This window comes from Methylobacterium oxalidis (assembly GCF_007992195.1).
Classification (GTDB): domain Bacteria; phylum Pseudomonadota; class Alphaproteobacteria; order Rhizobiales; family Beijerinckiaceae; genus Methylobacterium; species Methylobacterium oxalidis.
Map to the genome: position 1 here is coordinate 1 of NZ_BJZU01000153.1, position 15,959 is coordinate 15,959.

Sequence of the window (15,959 nt, forward strand, 5' to 3'; positions counted from 1 at the left end):
CCCTAGCGATGAGCGATCTATGCGCTTGATCCTTCTTGGTCCCCCTGGAGCCAGCAAGGGTACGCAAGCTGCGTGCCTCATCGGTGTTTGAGCATTCCTCAGCTGTCGACCAGCGACATGCTCCGGGCTGCGGTTGCGGCCCCGTCGCGATCGGACTGCAAGCCAAAGCGATGATGGAATGTGGTGAGCTCGTCTCCGAAGAGATCGTGCTGAACCACGTCGCTGGTCAGATCCAGCAGCCTGATGCTGAACGGGGCTATATCCTGGACAGCTTTCCGCGCACGGTCGCCCAGGCTGAAGCTCTCGATGCCATGTTGGAGGAGAGGGCCCTTGCCCTCGATGCTGTCCTCGAGTTGCAGGTTGACCTGAACGCCTTGGTCGAATGCATGGCCAATCGCGTCGCCGAAACACGAGCAAGGGGCGAGCCGGTCCGCGCCGATAACAATCCGGAGGCGTTCAGAGCACCGCTTGAGACCTATCGGAAGCAAACCGCGCCCCTGTCAAAGTACTATGCGGAAAGAGAGCTTGTGCGGCCAGTAGACGGCATGCGCAAGGTCGACGAAGTTGCGCGGAGTATCTGGTCGACGCTAAAACTTTGAGGGCAAAATCCTACATGGTGGTCCTGAGGGATAGGGCGAGCTCAGAAAACTTGCTAGACTTGACTGCCGCTGCTGCGGTGCCCCGTTCGTGGCAAGACGATAGGACAGCGCAGGCTGGGCGACGTGCGTCGACAGCGATCGAAACGGCCGCTGCCGTCCGCGGCCGGTCGGAGAAAACGTGAAAGACGACCGCGACCTCAATTGCAAAGTTGATTGGGAGAACTGCGAGATTGCACTGACACGCCTTCCACTGCCCAAAGGTTAGGCACCGATCCCGAGATCGCTGACGGCTCCGGCACGGTTGCGCGCGATGCGGACACCGCGTCTTAGCATATCGTGCAACTGTACGTAAGCCATGGCCGTCATTAGGGCATCATTGAAGGCGTCGTGCTGAGCGAGCTGGGGAATCTTCAGATCCTGCAATATGGCTGCAAAGCTAAGGTCAATCATGACATGGTCTGGCGCGTCGCCATATTTACACTTATAGTACAATGACGATACATCAATTCGACGATTCGGGAGGCGGATTTTCAAGAAATTTCCTAAATAGCGATCGATCATCCTGACATCGAAATCTGTGTAGTACCCAACAATAGGGCGACTACCGATGAAGTGCAGAAGATCAGGCAGAATCTCACGCATCGGCCGCCCGTTCTGAACGTCCGCGTCCAAAAGACGGTGGACCTTGATGGCCTCGGGATGCGACTTCCTCTTCGTTTGTGCGACAGCCTCAAAGGGCTGGCTCGTCAGAATTCGCTTTCCTTGGATCCGAATGGCCGCAATCGTAATAATCTCGTCTTGGCGAGGATTGAGGCCCGTCGTCTCACAATCGAGGGCGACCACTTCGTCGGGTGGCTCTGGATCAAACAGGAAGGTATAACGCGGATCGGCCAATCTCGTCCGGTCGACCAGACGCTGCAATCGGCGCAGCATGTCAAACACTTCCGAGGTTGTAGCGCAGGCGGATCAATTCGCGAAATCGGCGGACAATCCGAAGAGCATCGCGCAGCATGTCGCGATCGACCGTTGTCATTGCTGCAGCATCAACGATCGCGTCTGCATTGATGACGCCGCGTCGGCCCGCCTCAATCTGGGCGCCAAGTCTCAGATTCATGAAGATCAGCAAGGCGCTCGTGATCTCTTTGCCGAAATTCTCGTCGAGGGCGCCCCGAGCGACTAGCGCCTGAACGCGCTGGCTTGTCGATCCGGCGAGCGTATCATGCTCAAGGGACAGCACCCGCACACCGTGAATCAGTGGGAAGGTGCCCTCGCGCTTAAGGTCAATGCGGTTCTGCCGAAGGCCGATCGTCGCGAAGACGGTGCCGAGAACCCCAACGTCGCTCGTCGGGAAGAGGTCGATCAGCTTCGCGACTTGTGCCAGCAGCCGCGTCTCGCCTTGAAGCCTCGCGACCAGAGCGTCCTTTGCCTGGCGGAGCACATTGGCATCGCCGGCTACAGCGACAGCATCCGCGAAGATAGACAGGTTCATTGCCGCGTCGCCGTCGGCTGCCTGAACCCAGGAACGGAGTTGCCCTAGGAAGCCGTCGAGCGGCTGCGACCAGACAGGATTACCCACCATGATGTTGCCAGGGCAGAGTGGGAAGCCGAACGTCTCCAAAGCTCGCGAGAAGGCGGCGCGAAACGCCTCCAGGTCGGCTTGCGGTACTGCGTGCCTCAACAAGAGGCCGTTGTCCTGATCAGTTCGCACGGTCTGTTCGCCGCGCCCCTCCGATCCCATCAGCATCAGGCAACCGGCCTCGCGAATAGAGGGCGGCGCTACGATCTCGAACAGCTTGGCATGGAGCCGGTTGTTCAAGTCGGATGTAATACTTCCGATTACATCGATCCGCACGCCCTGACGGTGCAGCCCCTCCACCTGTTCCTGGATGTCGTGCGCCGCCTTAGAGAGGTCTTCGATTGAGGTTGCCCGCGCAATGCGCCCCGGAATGAGCTGCGAATTGCCGGCAAATAGACCTAGGATGTCGAGGTCGCGCAGCACTCCGATGTAACTGCCATCTGCTCTGACGGCGATCCGCCGCTTGTTGCATCGTGTCATGATCAGCAATGCGTCGACCACGAGGTCGTCGGCATCGATCGAGACGACCTCGAACTGCGCGATCTCACGTACCGGAGTATTAAGCGGCAGGCGCTGAATGACGCTGGCTCTGGTCAGCTTCAGCCCGGTCACCACACCGACCCGGTCGTCATCGTTTACGTAGAGGGCATCGATGTCGGCATCGAGCATTGCGTGGGCTGCTTGCTCGAGCGAATCGCCGCCATTCACGAACACGGCCGCACCGTAGCGGACGTTGCGGATGCGAGTGCTGAGCACCGAGTCCATGCCACGTGTGTCAAGCGGCGCTGCAAGGGCATCGAGCTTCTGCGACAGCTCGGCGTAGAAGAAGGCGGCGAATGCCTGATTTTGATGAACCAATTTGAGGATGTGGTCTCGGGGTAGCAGGAAGCAGAGCGTTTCCTCAGCCGCGACGAAGTCCTCACCCGCTTCGTTGTGGACAACGGCGCGTGCATCGAAGGTATCGCCCGGCCCGAGCACCGCATGCAGCGACGCACCTTCCCGAACTTCAACAACCCCCTTAATCAAGACATGTAGGTACTTGGATGACTGTCCCTGGCTGACGATAGGCTGGCCAGGGCGGAAATACCCAATATCAGTGCACCGCTTCAGCCCTTCAGCCTCATCGTGGGTCAGCCGGTCAAAAGGCGGGCTCAAGGTGTCGAAGCTCTGCATGTCTCACCCGCTCCTCGCTGACCAGAAAAGGTATCGAATCGGCAACGAGCCGCCAGTCAATAATCTGCCTCTCGGTCTCGTCGGGTCATTCGTAACATGCGTAAAGCTTGGAACAGCGAGGGAAGCGTCCGGTGGTGCCCGAATAGAAAATGCCGTGACTGTAGATTCGTTCTTAGAACAGCGGCTCACGCCAGCATTGGGCAAGCCACAGCGTGGTCGAACTCCGCCTCACTGACGCTGCGCTTGGCTACTGCATCGCTGACCCGAGGGAGATCCCCTGCTGCGCCTCGCTCCCCGCAGCCACATCATGAGCAGGGATCGCTGCGACCGCGACAGTGAGGAGGAGCACGAACGCGATGGGCGTCAGAACACTGGTCACCCATTCAGGATGCCGCCGGAAGGCATGAATGAGGACGCAGCCGAGCGTGAAGGCAGCAGCCTGAAGGATCGGAGGAACGGGTGGCATGGCCATCATACGATCCAGAGTATACAGGAGGACGGCGCGCCAGATGTTGTCTCGGGCGCGCCCACTTCCGAAAACGCGCACCTCACGCAGGTGTGCCCTGTTCAGCAGCGTGTAAGGCTTGGGGCGCGGTTCCCGACGAGCAGAACGCGACGCAGTGGTCGGGTGTCGCGCCGTCTGCCTATTGGGCAGCCGGTTCGAAAGCCGGATGCGAGGTTGGGGGCTGGTCAGAATGCCAGCTTGAAATGAACTACAGAGCTGTCACTGCGACGAGCCCGTGGCCCGAGATCAGGCGAACTCACGCTCGTTGTGCTGCAGCCTTGAGCGAGCACGAAGGGGCGTAGCGCTGCAGATAGCGGCTCTTGTCCTCACAACGAGCAGCATTTGCCTCGTAAGCCAGGACGGCCTCAAGGCGGTCACCGCCTGAGTTGAGGATAGCGAGAAGTGATGCGAACTCTCCCTCGTCCTTAGCCAGAATGAAGTCAGGCGGCGTGTAGATCACGGCTCCAGAGATCGTGTCCGCGACGATGAAGCGCTCGCCCTGCCACCTCAAGCCAAAGCGAGGCGTGCTCGGACTGACAGAGCGGACGCAAACCCATCGGCTCGGATCAAAAGTGGCCACCGCAGCCTTGATCAACTCGGCCCAGAAGCCGCCAGCCGCAGCCCAGCCCGCGGTTGAAGTGAAGAGAGCCTTGGTAGGAGGCCTCCACAGCGCTGCCGGCCGGTGTGTCAGCGGGTGCTGGTTCCGCATGTGAGCTGCCCCTTTCCAACCCGATTGGCTCGGGCTTGCGAACTTTGTGCGATGCACAACAAACTGGGCGTTCGCCTCATCGGTTCCGTTGCGCACCGCACCTTGACGCGTATTGTGCGGTGCAACATAACCGGGCGCAACGCGCAACCGAGTCCCCTTTTCCGCAGTCACAGGAGATCGTCATGAGCACCCGTCAGCCTCACCAGACCGCGTCAGAGCTGCGCGCTTTCGCCGAGAAGGGCGTCGAGCAGGCACGCGGCGCCTTCGGCGCTCTGGTGGCGAACGCCCGCAAGGCTTCGGATACCCTGCAGAGCTCGGCTGACACGGCTCACAGCAGTGGCAAGGCCGTGCTGGCCCGGGGGCTCGAACTCACCGAGCAGAACATCACAGCCGGGTTCGACCATGCTCAGAAGCTGGTGCAGGCGCGCAGCCTCAAAGATGCCATCACGCTCCAGGCCGAGTTCGCCCGCAACCAACTGGCCGCGCTGCAGGCGCAGACGAAGGAGCTTGCCAGCTTGGCCCGTCCGGCCAAGGCCTGACGCCATCTTCAGCGAGCGCTGCGCACCGGTGATCAGTGCGCGGCTGCCTCACGACGTGCGGCCTCCTGGGTGAGGCAGCCGCCAGCTCGGCGGGAGAGAGATCTATGTTCGGACCCTGCTACAGCAGCGCCCTGCTCGCCCTTGAAGCGCAGCGAGTCGTTGAGCTCCGGCTGGTCAAATTGGCCTGGGGCGGCCTTGAGGCTCAAGCAGAGGCGCAGCTGATGATCGCCGAGAAGGTCAGTGCCGCAATCGAGGCGGCGGGCACGCTGCTCACCGGCGGCTCCCCCGAGGCCGTGATCGCGCGCTACCGCGAGCATATTGCGGCCAACACCACGCGTCTGTCCGCTGCAACCGATAGCGGCTCCGAAGCCTAGCCGAAGCACTGCGGTCGTGCGGCTTCCTCGGCCCATCGGCTGGCACTCGGCGCAGACCGCTCAGCTAACGGGTCAAAGCGACCTGAGCGCCGCTGAGATGGCGTGACGGGCGCGAAGCTCGTCAGCGCGATCAGCCTCGAAAGCTGTCACGGCATCGATGTACCGCTCGCCGCGGTCGAGTGCCTGGGCCAGAAGCTGCAGGTCAGTGTGGCTCGTGATCGCGGTCTTCAGGAAGTCCGGCGGTGTGTAGATCACCTGCCCGGTGGCAGCGGCCACAACGCAGAACCGACTGCCGCGCTGCTCGATAAGATGATTGGCCAGCCTGGCCTCAGCTCGCGGCGCCGGTGAAAACATGAAACTCATTGCACTCACGTGTGTCTGACGGGCAGCCGACGAAGATAGGCGCCGCGCTACCATCATATGGTGCGCTGCACACCATTTCGCTTGTCTTGGCTGTCCGTGGGAGACGCGACAATCGGCCTTCGGCGCGAGCTGAGTGTTCGGGCGCACGCGGGCATGTCGCGTCAGAGAGACCTTGATCTGCGCACAGCCCTCGCCTCCACCACGAAAGGTTCTGTGCCGAACGCGCTGAGGAGCGTTATCGCCACGGACCCGCTCTCACGCTTCCATCAGCGCCGAGACGTGCGCCGCTACGGACGTGGACAAGCCGATCAGATCGTAGCCGCCCTCAAGCACAGACACGATGCGTCCGCCGCAGACCCGCGCCGCAACCTCCATCAGCTGCCGCGTCGCCCAGCCGAAATCCCGTTCGGTCAGGTTAAGGTTGGCCAGCGGATCACGCCAGTGCGCGTCGAAGCCAGCCGAGATCAGGATGAGATCGGGCCGAAATGCCTCCAGCCGCGGCAGCACGGCAGCCTTGAGCGCCTCGCGAAACACCGCCCCGTCATCGCCGGCGGAGAGCGGCACGTTGAGGATCGTGCCGTGCTCACCCTGCTCTCCTGCGGCTCCGGTCCCGGGGTAGAGCGGCATCTCGTGGGTGGAGCAGTAGAGCACGCTGGCGTCGTTCCAGAAGATGTCCTGCGTGCCGTTGCCGTGGTGAGCATCCCAGTCGAGGATCGCGACCCGCTCGGCTCCGTAAACGGCCTGGGCGTGGCGCGCTGCGATGGCGACGGTGTTGAAGAAACAGAAGCCGGTGGCTCTGGCCCGCTCGGCATGATGGCCGGGCGGCCGCATGGCCGAGAAGGCGTTCCGCACCTGGCCCGTCATGACCTCGTCTACGGCCTGCAGGGCACCTCCGATGCTGCGAAGCACTGCCTCGAAGGTGCCTGTCGACAGAGGCGTGTCGACGTCTGCACGGAGTGGTCCGCCTCGGCGCAGATCCTCGATCACCATCTGGACATAGCGCTCGTCATGGGCCTGGAGGATGGGCTCGACAGGAGCTGAGGGCGCCTGCTCGCGGGCGAGCGCGGTGAAGCGTTCCTGCTCGAGGCTGCGCTCGATCACCCGGATGCGGTTCGCCCGCTCCGGATGACCGGGCTCAGCCAGGTGGTTCAGAGCTGCGGCGTGGTGGAGGTACAAGGTCGTCATGATAGGGCCTTGCCCTGCATCGGTCGGCTCGCTTTCACGGACCGACGAACACTCAGACCTGCTTCCCGAAGCAACGACGGTTTCCTTCCCATGCTGCAGGTTACCACGCCAGCTCGGGGGCGAGACGATAACCGCAGCTGTTTTCGACAGCGGAGCCCGCGCGGGCGAGCCTGGCGGTGCTCTTACCGCCGGGATCGTTCTTCCTTGCTCAATGCAAGATCGCCCCGGCCTGTCGGCCGGGGCGCTCCTCGTGCGGGGCGAGGCTCTCAGAAGAAGCCGAGCTTCTTCGGGGAGTAGCTCACCAGCATGTTCTTCGTCTGCTGGTAATGGTCGAGCATCATCTTGTGGGTCTCGCGGCCGATACCGGACTGCTTGTAGCCGCCGAAGGCCGCGTGGGCCGGGTAGGCGTGGTAGCAGTTCGTCCAGACGCGGCCCGCCTGGATCGCCCGGCCGAAGCGGTAGGCGCGGGTCCCGTCGCGGGTCCAGCCATGAGGTTCCTCCGAGGTCTTTGTCTGCCAAAATGACGCCTTCGGCTAAGCTCGTGGTCTGCCATCGCAGCTGGGACGCCGGCAGCGTTTAGTCAAGACAACAGTGATCCGGGACCGTTCGATCCGGTCGGTGCAGTCTCGGCAATCTGGCTGGCGGTGTGGTGGCGCAGCACTTCGTGTCCGAAGCGGCTTGGCCCTCGAGCTGACTGACCTGACCGGCATTTTGGACCGAGCCACTTGCGAGGCTACTGCATGGTAGCGGCCATGGGTAGGCGGAAGGCCAGATCCAGGAAGCTGACAGGGGCGGGTGGCCGATACCCCAAGGACGAGTGCGGCCGCACGCGATTGTAGGTGTTTTGCCAAAGCCCGATCACAGCCTGTGCCTCATTCAGCGAGTAGAAGATCTCCTGGCGCAGGCATTCGTCGCGCAGCTGCTCGCAGATGCCCGCCTCTTTGCAGGCAACCGCGATGCTCTTGCCCTGGGCTGTCTGCACCTCGATCTGGCGCAGCGTCAGTACCACCTGCTCGGCACTCGGCCTCTGTCCTCTCATCATTTCCAACTCCTCCGGTCCTGGCTGATCCTCTCAGTCACCCCGGTCCAAAGCCAGCCGGTCAGGTCACGACAGGCCGGCCCGCCGCACGGCGCCATCCGTCACGTTCGTGCTCAACGCCAGGGAGCTGAGCTCGCAGCATCTCGATGTCGCCGAGGCCCCGATCAGCCCGCACATGCCAGTCGGCACGAAAATCGAACGGATCAACACGCACTTCCGCCGGTTTCGCCGACGTGAGATGATGGCGGACCGCCAAGGGCAGGCCAGAGATTACCGATGCCCGACAAGCCCCTCGAGCCATCGACCGCCTTCGCAGAGGCAGTGCAATCTCATGGTCGGGCCATTGAGCACGCTGTGGCCCGGATCCTCAACGGTGACGATATCGATCTCGTGCTTGGCGCACTGCGCAGCTACCTGGACGATCTCCGCATCCTGATCGAACGACATCCCGGGATCGAAGCCGCAGCTTCCGACCTGTTAACGACAGCGGGTGCCTTCATTGATGCCAACCGGGTTACGAGTGGGGCCGACGCACGGCAGCGGCGCTTTCTGGCCGAAGCAGTTCTGCGCTTCACCGCTCGCCTGGAAGCCGCTCGGCCGAGCGAGAACGCGCGTCGCATCGGACTGGCTTGACGGCGCGCGTTCCAGCTTAGAAGAGCGCCCTGGCCCTCCAATCAATTCTCGATCTGGATAAGCGCAGCCCGCGGCTCACGGTCTGCCGTTCCCACCCTCACCCACAATGATGCACAGACAAAAGCTCAGCTCAGGGTCCGTGTTGATGCCCAGTCTCAGCATACGGGTACCGCTCAGCTCTGCTGACCACTGATTTTGGGTCGTAGCTGCTTAACTGGGCCAATAGAAGCAAGTCGGTCATGAGATCGACGATGTCGGATCGGGTCACATCCCCCTCACGCGAGCTCCTTTTGGACTGGCTGCAGGTACCCTGCGCGCGTGCGTAGGTGTCGAGAGCGAGACAAGCAAAGTGAGCTTGGCGGTCTTCCGCCGAAATCGGCGTCCTCCTCCGACCGACTATCGAGCCGGTCCGCTGCTTCTGTCACGGATGCTTCTGCATGGCTTCGAGCGACGATCGCCGCGCCCGCAGCGTCACCAGGGCGGCTTCGGCTTCCCGCAGTGCCTGCTTCGCCGCGGCGGGGTTCTGGCCACACGCGATCTGCTCCGCGACGCGTGCGATCTGCACGGTCCAGCGTGCTTCTTCCTCGGCGAGGTGGCGCTTCGTGACGGCAAGCTCGTCAGCGACTGACCACATCATGGCGCCCTCTGGGCTCGGGGAGCGGCATTATAGAAGATCAGCTCGAAGGAACAATTGCGAGCCGTCCAACGCGTGCTGGAGCGTAGCGCAACACTCAATCAAAATTGAAATGGCCCAAGGGGCGGGCCCTACAAAACGGCTCGTCCAGCGTGATAGGTTCGTTAGAGTGTCGATCCCTTGCGCGCCTTTTCCTGTTGCACAAGCTCTTGCAAAAGCCTCTGTGCAAGCGTGGCGTGTTGTGCCTTGTCAACCTGAACTGATTTCTTGCCGTAGGGCGCGATGACCGTCATGAGGTTTCGGTCAACCTTGTAAGTGCCAGAATAGGTTCGGCCTTCTAGCTTGACGTGAACCGAGTGGCCCGACATGTGAAAGCCCTCTTGGCGGCGAGATGCGTACCTCACCAGACCTTCAATCCAGGATGCCTCCTTTCGTAGCTCGCGTCATCATCGGATTCCTGGCTGCAGCGCAATCGGGAGGGTTTGATGCTTCGTCTCGAAAACGTCGCCGGTAACGCGCAAAAAATTCGCGAGCGAGGCGATCAGGTTGGATGTAACGAACTTGATCGACTCCTACGGCGACGCCGCCTTTGGCGAGGCTTGCGAGAAAGCCCGGCGTGCCCGGGCGAACGGGGATCTAACGGAAAGACTGATTTGGACGCAGATCGCTCTCAAGGTTGGCCACAGATCCTTCGGTAACTTCCCGACCTTGCTCGTTCGGGCCCGCTCAGCACAGACCGAGCAGGTACGCAAACTTCGTCCAGCGCTCAAATGCAAGCGCCGGAGGAGGGGTGCCCAGCAAGAGCGCACTTCTCGTCGCGATGCCGAGAGTGGATCGTTGAATTTGGCTGCTGCAGAACGCCGGTGAGCCAATAGTACTTTGGACCGTGCCATTTGCGGGGCTCCTGCATGGTAGTGGCCATGGGTAAGGCGGATGGCGCGATCCGGGAAGCTGACGGGCGCGGGCGGCCGGTAGCCCGAGGACGCGTGCGGCCGCACGCGGTTGCAGGTGGTCTGCCAGTTAGCGGCCACAGCCTGTGCCTCCTTCAGCGAGGAGACGATCTCTTGGCGTAGGCAATCGTCGCGCAGCTCTGCTCGGAGATCTCCGCTTCCTTGGAGCGGCGCTAAACTAGAGGCTGTTACGGACCTCCGGCAAACAACTGTTGGCCGAGCAGACGCACATCGCACTCTGATATTTCCGAATGCGTGCTCAACCAGGAGGCGCTGCCCGGCGAAAGCTTCGAGAACGGCGCCATCTGCTGAGTTGCTGAAATGTGCCCGCAGTCCGGGTAAGCAAAATCAATGATTTAGCGGGCCACAGGTCCGTAACAGCCTCTAACAACACCAGCCAGCATCCACGGCGAACGTTGTGCGGCCTCAGCCAATGCGTGACCATTCGCTCGGCAATAGTACGTTCAGATACACTGTAGAAGGCAGCGTAAAACAATCGCAAATGCCAAGCTGCAACCGAGCATCTTCATCCTCGTTGAACGGCGCAGGGGCTGCCAATCAGGTGAACGGTGCTGCCATGATGGAGACAGATGCTGCCTTTGTCGCGCGCTTGAAAACACAGGCGCAGGCGCCGAGCAGGGAGCAGATTCGACGGCTGCGCGATCTCGTCCTTCGTGTCGATTGGGATCAGATCGCCTGCTTGGCAGCGCGTCAGGAGCGCCCTCGGCTCCATTGATGTTGAAGCGGATCACTCTAGGAGCGCGACGTGCAACTCATCGTAACGGCTCAGCATCAAGGACGGGTCATCTCCTTCCAGCAACGCTCGCCGAGCGGGGCGCTGGAGAAGGCTCACCAGCTGCAGAAGGAAGGTCTAGCGCAGGTCGTCATCTCAGACATCACGGGACGCGCATACGATCCCAGCGACTTCGCGGCCCGTTTCGTTCGAGCAGGCGTCTAGGCCACAATAACTTCGGGAGCATCATGATGGGTGATGACCGAGAAGAGAGGATCAGGGCCCGCGCGTACGAGATTTGGGAGCGGGAAGGATCCCCCGCAGGGCACGAGATGGATCACTGGGTGGAGGCTGAACAGGAGTTGGACGCGCAGAATACCGGTGCGGGCTCGGCGCTTAGCCATGATGAGGATAAGCGCGGCATACCGGAGACGAAGGCGGATCAGGCCGCTGGTGCCGCACCTGACCAGAGCACTCCTGGTGAAGACCTAGCCAAACGCCAAGACAAGCTCTTGGATCAAGCTGTCGAAGAGACCTTTCCCGGCAGTGACCCAATCTCTCCGAAGCGGATCACGAAGTAGCTGGCCGCAACGCGCCGCCGGCCGCTGAGAGGGACGCCCCCATCCACTCCTCAGCTGTGTGCGGCAGCATCAGTCACAACACCTCGCCCTTCACGGGTGCCTGACCTGACCGGCTGGCTTTGGACCGGGCGGATTGAGAGGATCAGCAAGGACCAGAGGAGTCGGGCATGCGGCGAGGTCAGAAGACGAGCGCGGAACAGGTTATCCTGAAGCTGCGGCAGATTGAGGTGCAGACGGCGCAGGGCAAGAGCTTGGCGCTGGCGTGCAAGGAGGCGGAGATCTCCGAGCAGAGCTATCGTGACGAGTGCCTACGTTAAGAGATCTTCTACTCATTGAGGGAGGCGCAGATTGTGATCAGTCTATGGGAAAACACCTACAACCGCATCCGGCCGCACTCGTTACTGGGCGACCGGCCACCTGCGCCCGTCACCTTCCCGGATCTGGCCTTCCGGCTACCCATGGCCGCCACCATGCAGTAGCCTCCCAATCGACTCGGTCCAAAATGCCGGTCAGGTCACTGCCACGTTTCGCGTTTTGTTCGCAACGGTCCGCCGGCTCGTGTGCCCCTGTCTTGACGCTAGCGTAGCCGGTGCGCGCAACTGCTTCGATCCGGTATAGGATCGCCCGCCAGGGGCTGGGCCCACGTCGCGGGAATGCGGGATGTCGAACCTCAGCGAACGGACCGCAAGTCACCAGCGGATCATGGGGCCGCTCCTCGTCTGCGCCATACTCTTGGGGCTCTCCGGCCTGCCGGTCGCCGTCTGGCTCGATCTGCGGGACCTCTCCGAGCGCACACTAGAGTCGCAGGCACGGGAGACGGGCCGCATCATCGACGCGATGCGCAGCTTCTACGCCAGCGACGTCGTGCAGGCGATCAACACCGCCACCGGCAAGATCGAGACGCGGCACGACTACAAGGGGATCCAGAACGCCATTCCGATCCCGGCGACGCTCTCCCTGGAGCTCGGCGCCCGGATCAGCGGCGAGAATGGCTCGGTCAAATACCGCTTCATCTCGGACCTACCGTTCAAGGACCGCAAGCCCCACGAGCTCGATGCCTTCGAGCAGGCGGCTCTCGCCCATCTTCGGGCAAATCCACAGGCCGCGTCAGACGTCGAGGTATCCGGCTCCATCTTCGATCGGCAGGTTCGCATCGCCGCACCGATCCACATGGAGGTGGCCTGCGTCCGCTGTCACAACACCCACCCGTTGAGTCCGAAGACGGACTGGAAGGTTGGCGACGTCCGCGGCATTCAGGAGATCGTCCTGCGCCAGCCGATCGCCGCCAACGTGCTATCGTTCAAATACCTGCTCGGCTACTTCGTCTTCGCGGCGCTTGCCGGTACCACCTTCCTGGTGCTGCAGAGTCGCCAGAGACGGCTGATCGACCGGATGAACCGGGAGCTGGTTGAGTCCAACAGCTTCCTGGCATCGATCTCAGTCCAAATCGCGAAGTACATCTCTCCTCAGGTGTACAAGAGTATATTCAGCGGCGAGCGTAACGTGTCGGTCGCCACCGAGCGCAAGAAGCTGACGATCTTCTTTTCCGACATCAAGGACTTCACCGCCGCCACGGAGCGGCTGCAGCCCGAGGAACTGACGGCACTCCTCAACGAGTACCTCACCGAGATGACCGCGATCGCCCTTCAGTACGGCGGCACAGTCGACAAATACATCGGCGACGCGATCCTCGTGTTCTTCGGCGACCCCGAAACCAAGGGCGTGCGTGAGGATGCCCGCGCCTGCGTCTGCATGGCCATCGCCATGCAGCGCCGTCTCGGCGAACTCAATGCCCGCTGGCGCCGCGGCGGGATCGAGTGCCCGTTCCAGGCGCGAATGGGCATCAACACCGGCTACTGCAACGTCGGCAACTTCGGTTCAGAGGAGAGGATGGACTACACCATCATCGGCGCCGAGGCGAACCTCGCCGCCCGCTTGCAGTCGAGCGCCGCGCCAAACGGCATCATGATGAGCTACGAGACCTATGCTCTGGTCAACGATATCGTGCGAGCGCGGCCGCAGGAGGCGATCCGCATGAAGGGCATCAGCCGCGAGGTGGTGCCGTACGCCGTGGAGGGCGATCTCGCTGCCCCATCGGGTGAGGAGACGGTCTTCAGCGAACATGGCCGCGGCATCGACGTCTTCATTGACGTCAATGCTCTGGAGGTGGAGAGCGCCGCCCACCTTAAACGTCGCCTCACCGAAGCGCTTGCGGCGCTCGAGAAGCGAGCCGAACAAGCCAAGCCCGCATCCGAGAAAGGTCTCTTGCAGGCTTGAGATCGGGTGCTGCACGCCAGGCAGCTTCAACTCAGCCATCGGGCTCAGGCTGCACCAGGTAGATCAGAACCACGGCGAGGCACATGACGAAGCGAAAAGCGGGCTGGACAGCGTTCCACTGCTGAGATTGCCACATCAGGAACCACTCGGCCGCCACCGTCATGAAGCCGAAGAACCAGATCGAGATCCCGATCGTCAGGCCGACGATGGGCAGCGCCTTGGCGGCGGCGAAGATGTGCTGCTCCGACCGGACGTGACGGAGCAGGGTGAAGGCTCCGACGAGGCAGAGGAGGCCCGCCGCCAACTCGCCGGAGATGATGAGCCCATAGGCGATCTGGTGCAGGAGAGGCGAGGCGACCGCCCTGTCCTTGAGGTGATTTTCCGGGAAAGTCGTGTCCATCGACATCACGTGCTGGACGAAGGTGTAGTTCGAGCCGTAATCGACGATGTTGTTGTAGCCCACGAGCAGGCAGAAGAGGGCAGCCAAGAGCACGAGAACGCCCTTCGAGGTACGGATCGCGAGTAGATGTGCGGGTGGCGTCGGCATCGATCTTTGACCGCTCTTTCCGGCATCGGCCTGCAACCCACCTGGTCGTACGCGTCGAAGACGGCCTTGAATCGACCGGATGGCGGCCCGTGAAACCAGCCGTCGCCTCGGCTGCTGTCGCATCTGATATCGCACCGTCCTTGAAGTATCGGAGCGTCAAGTACAGGTGACGGTCACCTCTCCTCGGACGGCGAGCAATGGCTGCATGGACGCTCCTCAGCGGCCAATCCGGACCGGCGAGACGAGATTGCCACACGCTTTCCGCCCGCGTGAATGTCTTCGAATTTATCCTGCGACAGGTTGCTTAATCGTCCCAGGAGGCCGTCAGCGCATCCAGCACGGCCCTGGCAAACAGAGGCGGGTTCTGGAGCATCGCGAAGTGAGAGACGCCCGGCAGGATCACGAGGCGGGCATCCGGGATCGTGCTAGCCATGTAGCGGTCGTGACTCTGCTTGATCGCCTCGTCATAGCGACCGTCCGCGATGACAATCCGGGTACGGATTGTCTTCAGCTGCTCGGTGGTGATGTCCGGCTGTGTCGCCCACATGTCGTGGATCTGCTTCAGGAAGCGGTCGTACTCGTCCGGCGTCGGCGAGAGCTTCCTGTACTCACCGCTGGCCCGCTTCTCGAACTCCGCGAACGCGCCTGCCTTGTCGAAGTCGGCGATCACGCCGTCTGGGACCGTGTTGGCGCCAAAGGCGAAGACGCGGTTCAGGCGTTCGGGATGATGGATCGCCATGACGATGCCGATGATGCCGCCATCGCTCCATCCGACCAGATCCGCTTTCGGGATCTGCAAAGCGTTCAGCATCGCCAGGATGTCGGCGGCCATCAGCCCGTAGCTGAAGGGTTGCGCCGATCGCGTGCTGCGACCGTGGCCGCGGCTGTCCACCGCGATGACGCGGAAGCCCTCCTCGACGAGCAGGGGAATGACCGCGCCGAAGTAGTTGGCGTTTGCCAGGCCGCCATGGACCAAGAGGATGGGTTTACCATCAGGAGAGCCGAATTCGGCCCGCCACATCTCGATGTCGTTGACGGGCAACCGACCTGACACGGTCGCGGGCGGCAGTTCGGGGGTCGGCGGCAAGACGGTCCAAGGCTGCTCGGCCGACGACACGGGCCCGGCGATGATGAGGGCTATGCCGAGGATCGCGCCTCTCAGGACCGAAGCAGACTGAGACATGCTGCCTTCCCGGCTTTCGCGTTCGGGGCTGCGTGGATGCCGTGACGGCTCAGGCAAACTTGCAGTCCAGTAGGTTATCCTCGGTTGAGAAGCTTCTGAAGAGTGCTGTTCGTCGGCTTCTGCGTCTCGTCGACGAGGATGAACAGCGCGGTCGCGGCGATCGGCGCCTGCGGCGGCGGGTTGCTGTGGATCTGGCCCTCCACATCCGCATAGCCGACCGGCGTGCCGTCGTTCGCCTCGAGCACCGCCCTGACCACGCTCGACCACGTCAGCCCGTCGACCGCGGCCTCGAACCGGAGGCACTCGTCGCCCTCACTGCTGCGGCTGAGCACACGCTCGACCCCTTCATGGCGGGCAGG

The 15,959-nt window shown here is 62.2% G+C and carries 14 protein-coding genes and 7 pseudogenes; 8 read left to right on the forward strand and 13 right to left on the reverse strand.

Annotated elements, in window-relative coordinates; all coding sequences use genetic code 11:
* Window positions 1-19 precede the first annotated feature (19 nt).
* Window positions 20-599 (forward strand): annotated as a pseudogene (locus tag MOX02_RS26860) (adenylate kinase).
* Window positions 600-860: 261 nt separating this feature from the next.
* On the opposite strand, the gene MOX02_RS26865 reads toward MOX02_RS26860, so the two are convergent.
* The 3 genes from MOX02_RS26865 to MOX02_RS26875 form a co-directional block, all read right to left on the reverse strand.
* Entirely contained in the window at window positions 861-1,532 is a 672-nt protein-coding gene (locus MOX02_RS26865) for a 3'-5' exonuclease (protein ID WP_147028873.1), read from the reverse strand.
* 1 nt (window position 1,533) lies between these two features.
* A complete protein-coding gene (locus MOX02_RS26870; protein ID WP_147028874.1) occupies window positions 1,534-3,348 on the reverse strand; it encodes a DUF294 nucleotidyltransferase-like domain-containing protein in 1,815 nt (604 codons plus the stop codon).
* Between the two features lie 761 nt (window positions 3,349-4,109).
* On the reverse strand, window positions 4,110-4,562 hold the full coding sequence (locus tag MOX02_RS26875; protein ID WP_147028875.1) for a hypothetical protein: 453 nt from the start codon (window positions 4,560-4,562) through the stop codon (window positions 4,110-4,112).
* A gap of 182 nt (window positions 4,563-4,744) precedes the next feature.
* Here MOX02_RS26875 and MOX02_RS26880 point away from each other — a divergent pair, with 182 nt between their 5' ends.
* Together MOX02_RS26880 and MOX02_RS26885 are read left to right on the forward strand one after the other, a co-directional pair.
* Window positions 4,745-5,101 (forward strand): phasin, encoded by a 357-nt coding sequence (locus tag MOX02_RS26880; RefSeq protein ID WP_147028876.1) that lies wholly within the window; start codon window positions 4,745-4,747, stop codon window positions 5,099-5,101.
* A gap of 104 nt (window positions 5,102-5,205) precedes the next feature.
* A complete protein-coding gene (locus MOX02_RS26885; protein ID WP_147028877.1) occupies window positions 5,206-5,475 on the forward strand; it encodes a hypothetical protein in 270 nt (89 codons plus the stop codon).
* A 72-nt stretch (window positions 5,476-5,547) separates the two neighbouring features.
* Here MOX02_RS26885 and MOX02_RS26890 read toward each other — a convergent pair whose 3' ends face one another.
* The 4 genes and pseudogenes from MOX02_RS26890 to MOX02_RS26905 all read right to left on the reverse strand — a co-directional run.
* Window positions 5,548-5,838, reverse strand: coding sequence for a hypothetical protein (locus MOX02_RS26890; RefSeq protein ID WP_147028878.1), 291 nt, complete (start codon window positions 5,836-5,838; stop codon window positions 5,548-5,550).
* Window positions 5,839-6,093: 255 nt separating this feature from the next.
* Window positions 6,094-7,023, reverse strand: coding sequence for a histone deacetylase family protein (locus MOX02_RS26895; protein ID WP_147028879.1), 930 nt, complete (start codon window positions 7,021-7,023; stop codon window positions 6,094-6,096).
* Between the two features lie 266 nt (window positions 7,024-7,289).
* A pseudogene (locus tag MOX02_RS26900) lies at window positions 7,290-7,508 on the reverse strand (aldehyde dehydrogenase family protein); the annotation flags it as partial.
* A 248-nt stretch (window positions 7,509-7,756) separates the two neighbouring features.
* A pseudogene (locus tag MOX02_RS26905) lies at window positions 7,757-7,945 on the reverse strand (integrase core domain-containing protein); the annotation flags it as partial.
* A 393-nt stretch (window positions 7,946-8,338) separates the two neighbouring features.
* On the opposite strand from MOX02_RS26905, the gene MOX02_RS26910 reads away from it, so the two are divergent.
* Window positions 8,339-8,695 carry a hypothetical protein gene (locus MOX02_RS26910; RefSeq protein ID WP_147028880.1) on the forward strand — a complete coding sequence of 119 codons (357 nt, stop codon included), beginning with the start codon at window positions 8,339-8,341 and terminating at the stop codon, window positions 8,693-8,695.
* 421 nt (window positions 8,696-9,116) lie between these two features.
* Here MOX02_RS26910 and MOX02_RS26915 read toward each other — a convergent pair whose 3' ends face one another.
* From MOX02_RS26915 to MOX02_RS26925, 3 genes and pseudogenes are all read right to left on the reverse strand, one after another.
* Window positions 9,117-9,332, reverse strand: a complete 216-nt coding sequence (locus MOX02_RS26915) for a hypothetical protein (protein WP_147028881.1) — start codon at window positions 9,330-9,332, stop codon at window positions 9,117-9,119.
* A gap of 161 nt (window positions 9,333-9,493) precedes the next feature.
* A complete protein-coding gene (locus tag MOX02_RS32760; RefSeq protein ID WP_280525360.1) occupies window positions 9,494-9,622 on the reverse strand; it encodes a hypothetical protein in 129 nt (42 codons plus the stop codon).
* Window positions 9,623-10,233: 611 nt separating this feature from the next.
* Window positions 10,234-10,420, reverse strand: a pseudogene (locus MOX02_RS26925) (integrase core domain-containing protein); the annotation flags it as partial.
* Window positions 10,421-11,263: 843 nt separating this feature from the next.
* On the opposite strand from MOX02_RS26925, the gene MOX02_RS32470 reads away from it, so the two are divergent.
* From MOX02_RS32470 to MOX02_RS26940, 4 genes and pseudogenes are all read left to right on the forward strand, one after another.
* The gene (locus tag MOX02_RS32470) at window positions 11,264-11,593 is read left to right on the forward strand and encodes a DUF2934 domain-containing protein (RefSeq protein WP_280525361.1); all 330 of its coding nucleotides are present in this window, start codon (window positions 11,264-11,266) and stop codon (window positions 11,591-11,593) included.
* A gap of 167 nt (window positions 11,594-11,760) precedes the next feature.
* Window positions 11,761-11,889, forward strand: a pseudogene (locus MOX02_RS31905) (IS3 family transposase); the annotation flags it as partial.
* Between the two features lie 21 nt (window positions 11,890-11,910).
* Window positions 11,911-12,072: pseudogene (locus tag MOX02_RS26935) on the forward strand (integrase core domain-containing protein); the annotation flags it as partial.
* 181 nt (window positions 12,073-12,253) lie between these two features.
* Window positions 12,254-13,870, forward strand: coding sequence for an adenylate/guanylate cyclase domain-containing protein (locus tag MOX02_RS26940; RefSeq protein ID WP_147028884.1), 1,617 nt, complete (start codon window positions 12,254-12,256; stop codon window positions 13,868-13,870).
* A gap of 31 nt (window positions 13,871-13,901) precedes the next feature.
* Here the strand turns inward: MOX02_RS26940 and MOX02_RS26945 are convergent, their stop codons facing one another.
* From MOX02_RS26945 to MOX02_RS31605, 3 genes and pseudogenes are all read right to left on the reverse strand, one after another.
* Window positions 13,902-14,417, reverse strand: coding sequence for a DUF2165 family protein (locus MOX02_RS26945; RefSeq protein WP_147028885.1), 516 nt, complete (start codon window positions 14,415-14,417; stop codon window positions 13,902-13,904).
* 304 nt (window positions 14,418-14,721) lie between these two features.
* Complete coding sequence (locus MOX02_RS26950; protein ID WP_147028886.1) at window positions 14,722-15,600, reverse strand: alpha/beta fold hydrolase; 879 nt, start codon at window positions 15,598-15,600, stop codon at window positions 14,722-14,724.
* A 74-nt stretch (window positions 15,601-15,674) separates the two neighbouring features.
* Window positions 15,675-15,959 (reverse strand): annotated as a pseudogene (locus MOX02_RS31605) (ion transporter); the annotation flags it as partial.

Bases quoted from the DNA above. Each gene is read 5' to 3' on its own strand.
- MOX02_RS26865 (WP_147028873.1), bottom strand. From the start codon at position 1,532: ATGCTGCGCCGATTGCAGCGTCTGGTCGACCGGACGAGATTGGCCGAT.
- MOX02_RS26870 (WP_147028874.1), bottom strand. From the start codon at position 3,348: ATGCAGAGCTTCGACACCTTGAGCCCGCCTTTTGACCGGCTGACCCAC.
- MOX02_RS26875 (WP_147028875.1), bottom strand. From the start codon at position 4,562: ATGCGGAACCAGCACCCGCTGACACACCGGCCGGCAGCGCTGTGGAGG.
- MOX02_RS26880 (WP_147028876.1), top strand. From the start codon at position 4,745: ATGAGCACCCGTCAGCCTCACCAGACCGCGTCAGAGCTGCGCGCTTTC.
- MOX02_RS26885 (WP_147028877.1), top strand. From the start codon at position 5,206: ATGTTCGGACCCTGCTACAGCAGCGCCCTGCTCGCCCTTGAAGCGCAG.
- MOX02_RS26890 (WP_147028878.1), bottom strand. From the start codon at position 5,838: ATGAGTTTCATGTTTTCACCGGCGCCGCGAGCTGAGGCCAGGCTGGCC.
- MOX02_RS26895 (WP_147028879.1), bottom strand. From the start codon at position 7,023: ATGACGACCTTGTACCTCCACCACGCCGCAGCTCTGAACCACCTGGCT.
- MOX02_RS26910 (WP_147028880.1), top strand. From the start codon at position 8,339: ATGCCCGACAAGCCCCTCGAGCCATCGACCGCCTTCGCAGAGGCAGTG.
- MOX02_RS26915 (WP_147028881.1), bottom strand. From the start codon at position 9,332: ATGATGTGGTCAGTCGCTGACGAGCTTGCCGTCACGAAGCGCCACCTC.
- MOX02_RS32760 (WP_280525360.1), bottom strand. From the start codon at position 9,622: ATGACGGTCATCGCGCCCTACGGCAAGAAATCAGTTCAGGTTGACAAG.
- MOX02_RS32470 (WP_280525361.1), top strand. From the start codon at position 11,264: ATGGGTGATGACCGAGAAGAGAGGATCAGGGCCCGCGCGTACGAGATT.
- MOX02_RS26940 (WP_147028884.1), top strand. From the start codon at position 12,254: ATGTCGAACCTCAGCGAACGGACCGCAAGTCACCAGCGGATCATGGGG.
- MOX02_RS26945 (WP_147028885.1), bottom strand. From the start codon at position 14,417: ATGCCGACGCCACCCGCACATCTACTCGCGATCCGTACCTCGAAGGGC.
- MOX02_RS26950 (WP_147028886.1), bottom strand. From the start codon at position 15,600: ATGTCTCAGTCTGCTTCGGTCCTGAGAGGCGCGATCCTCGGCATAGCC.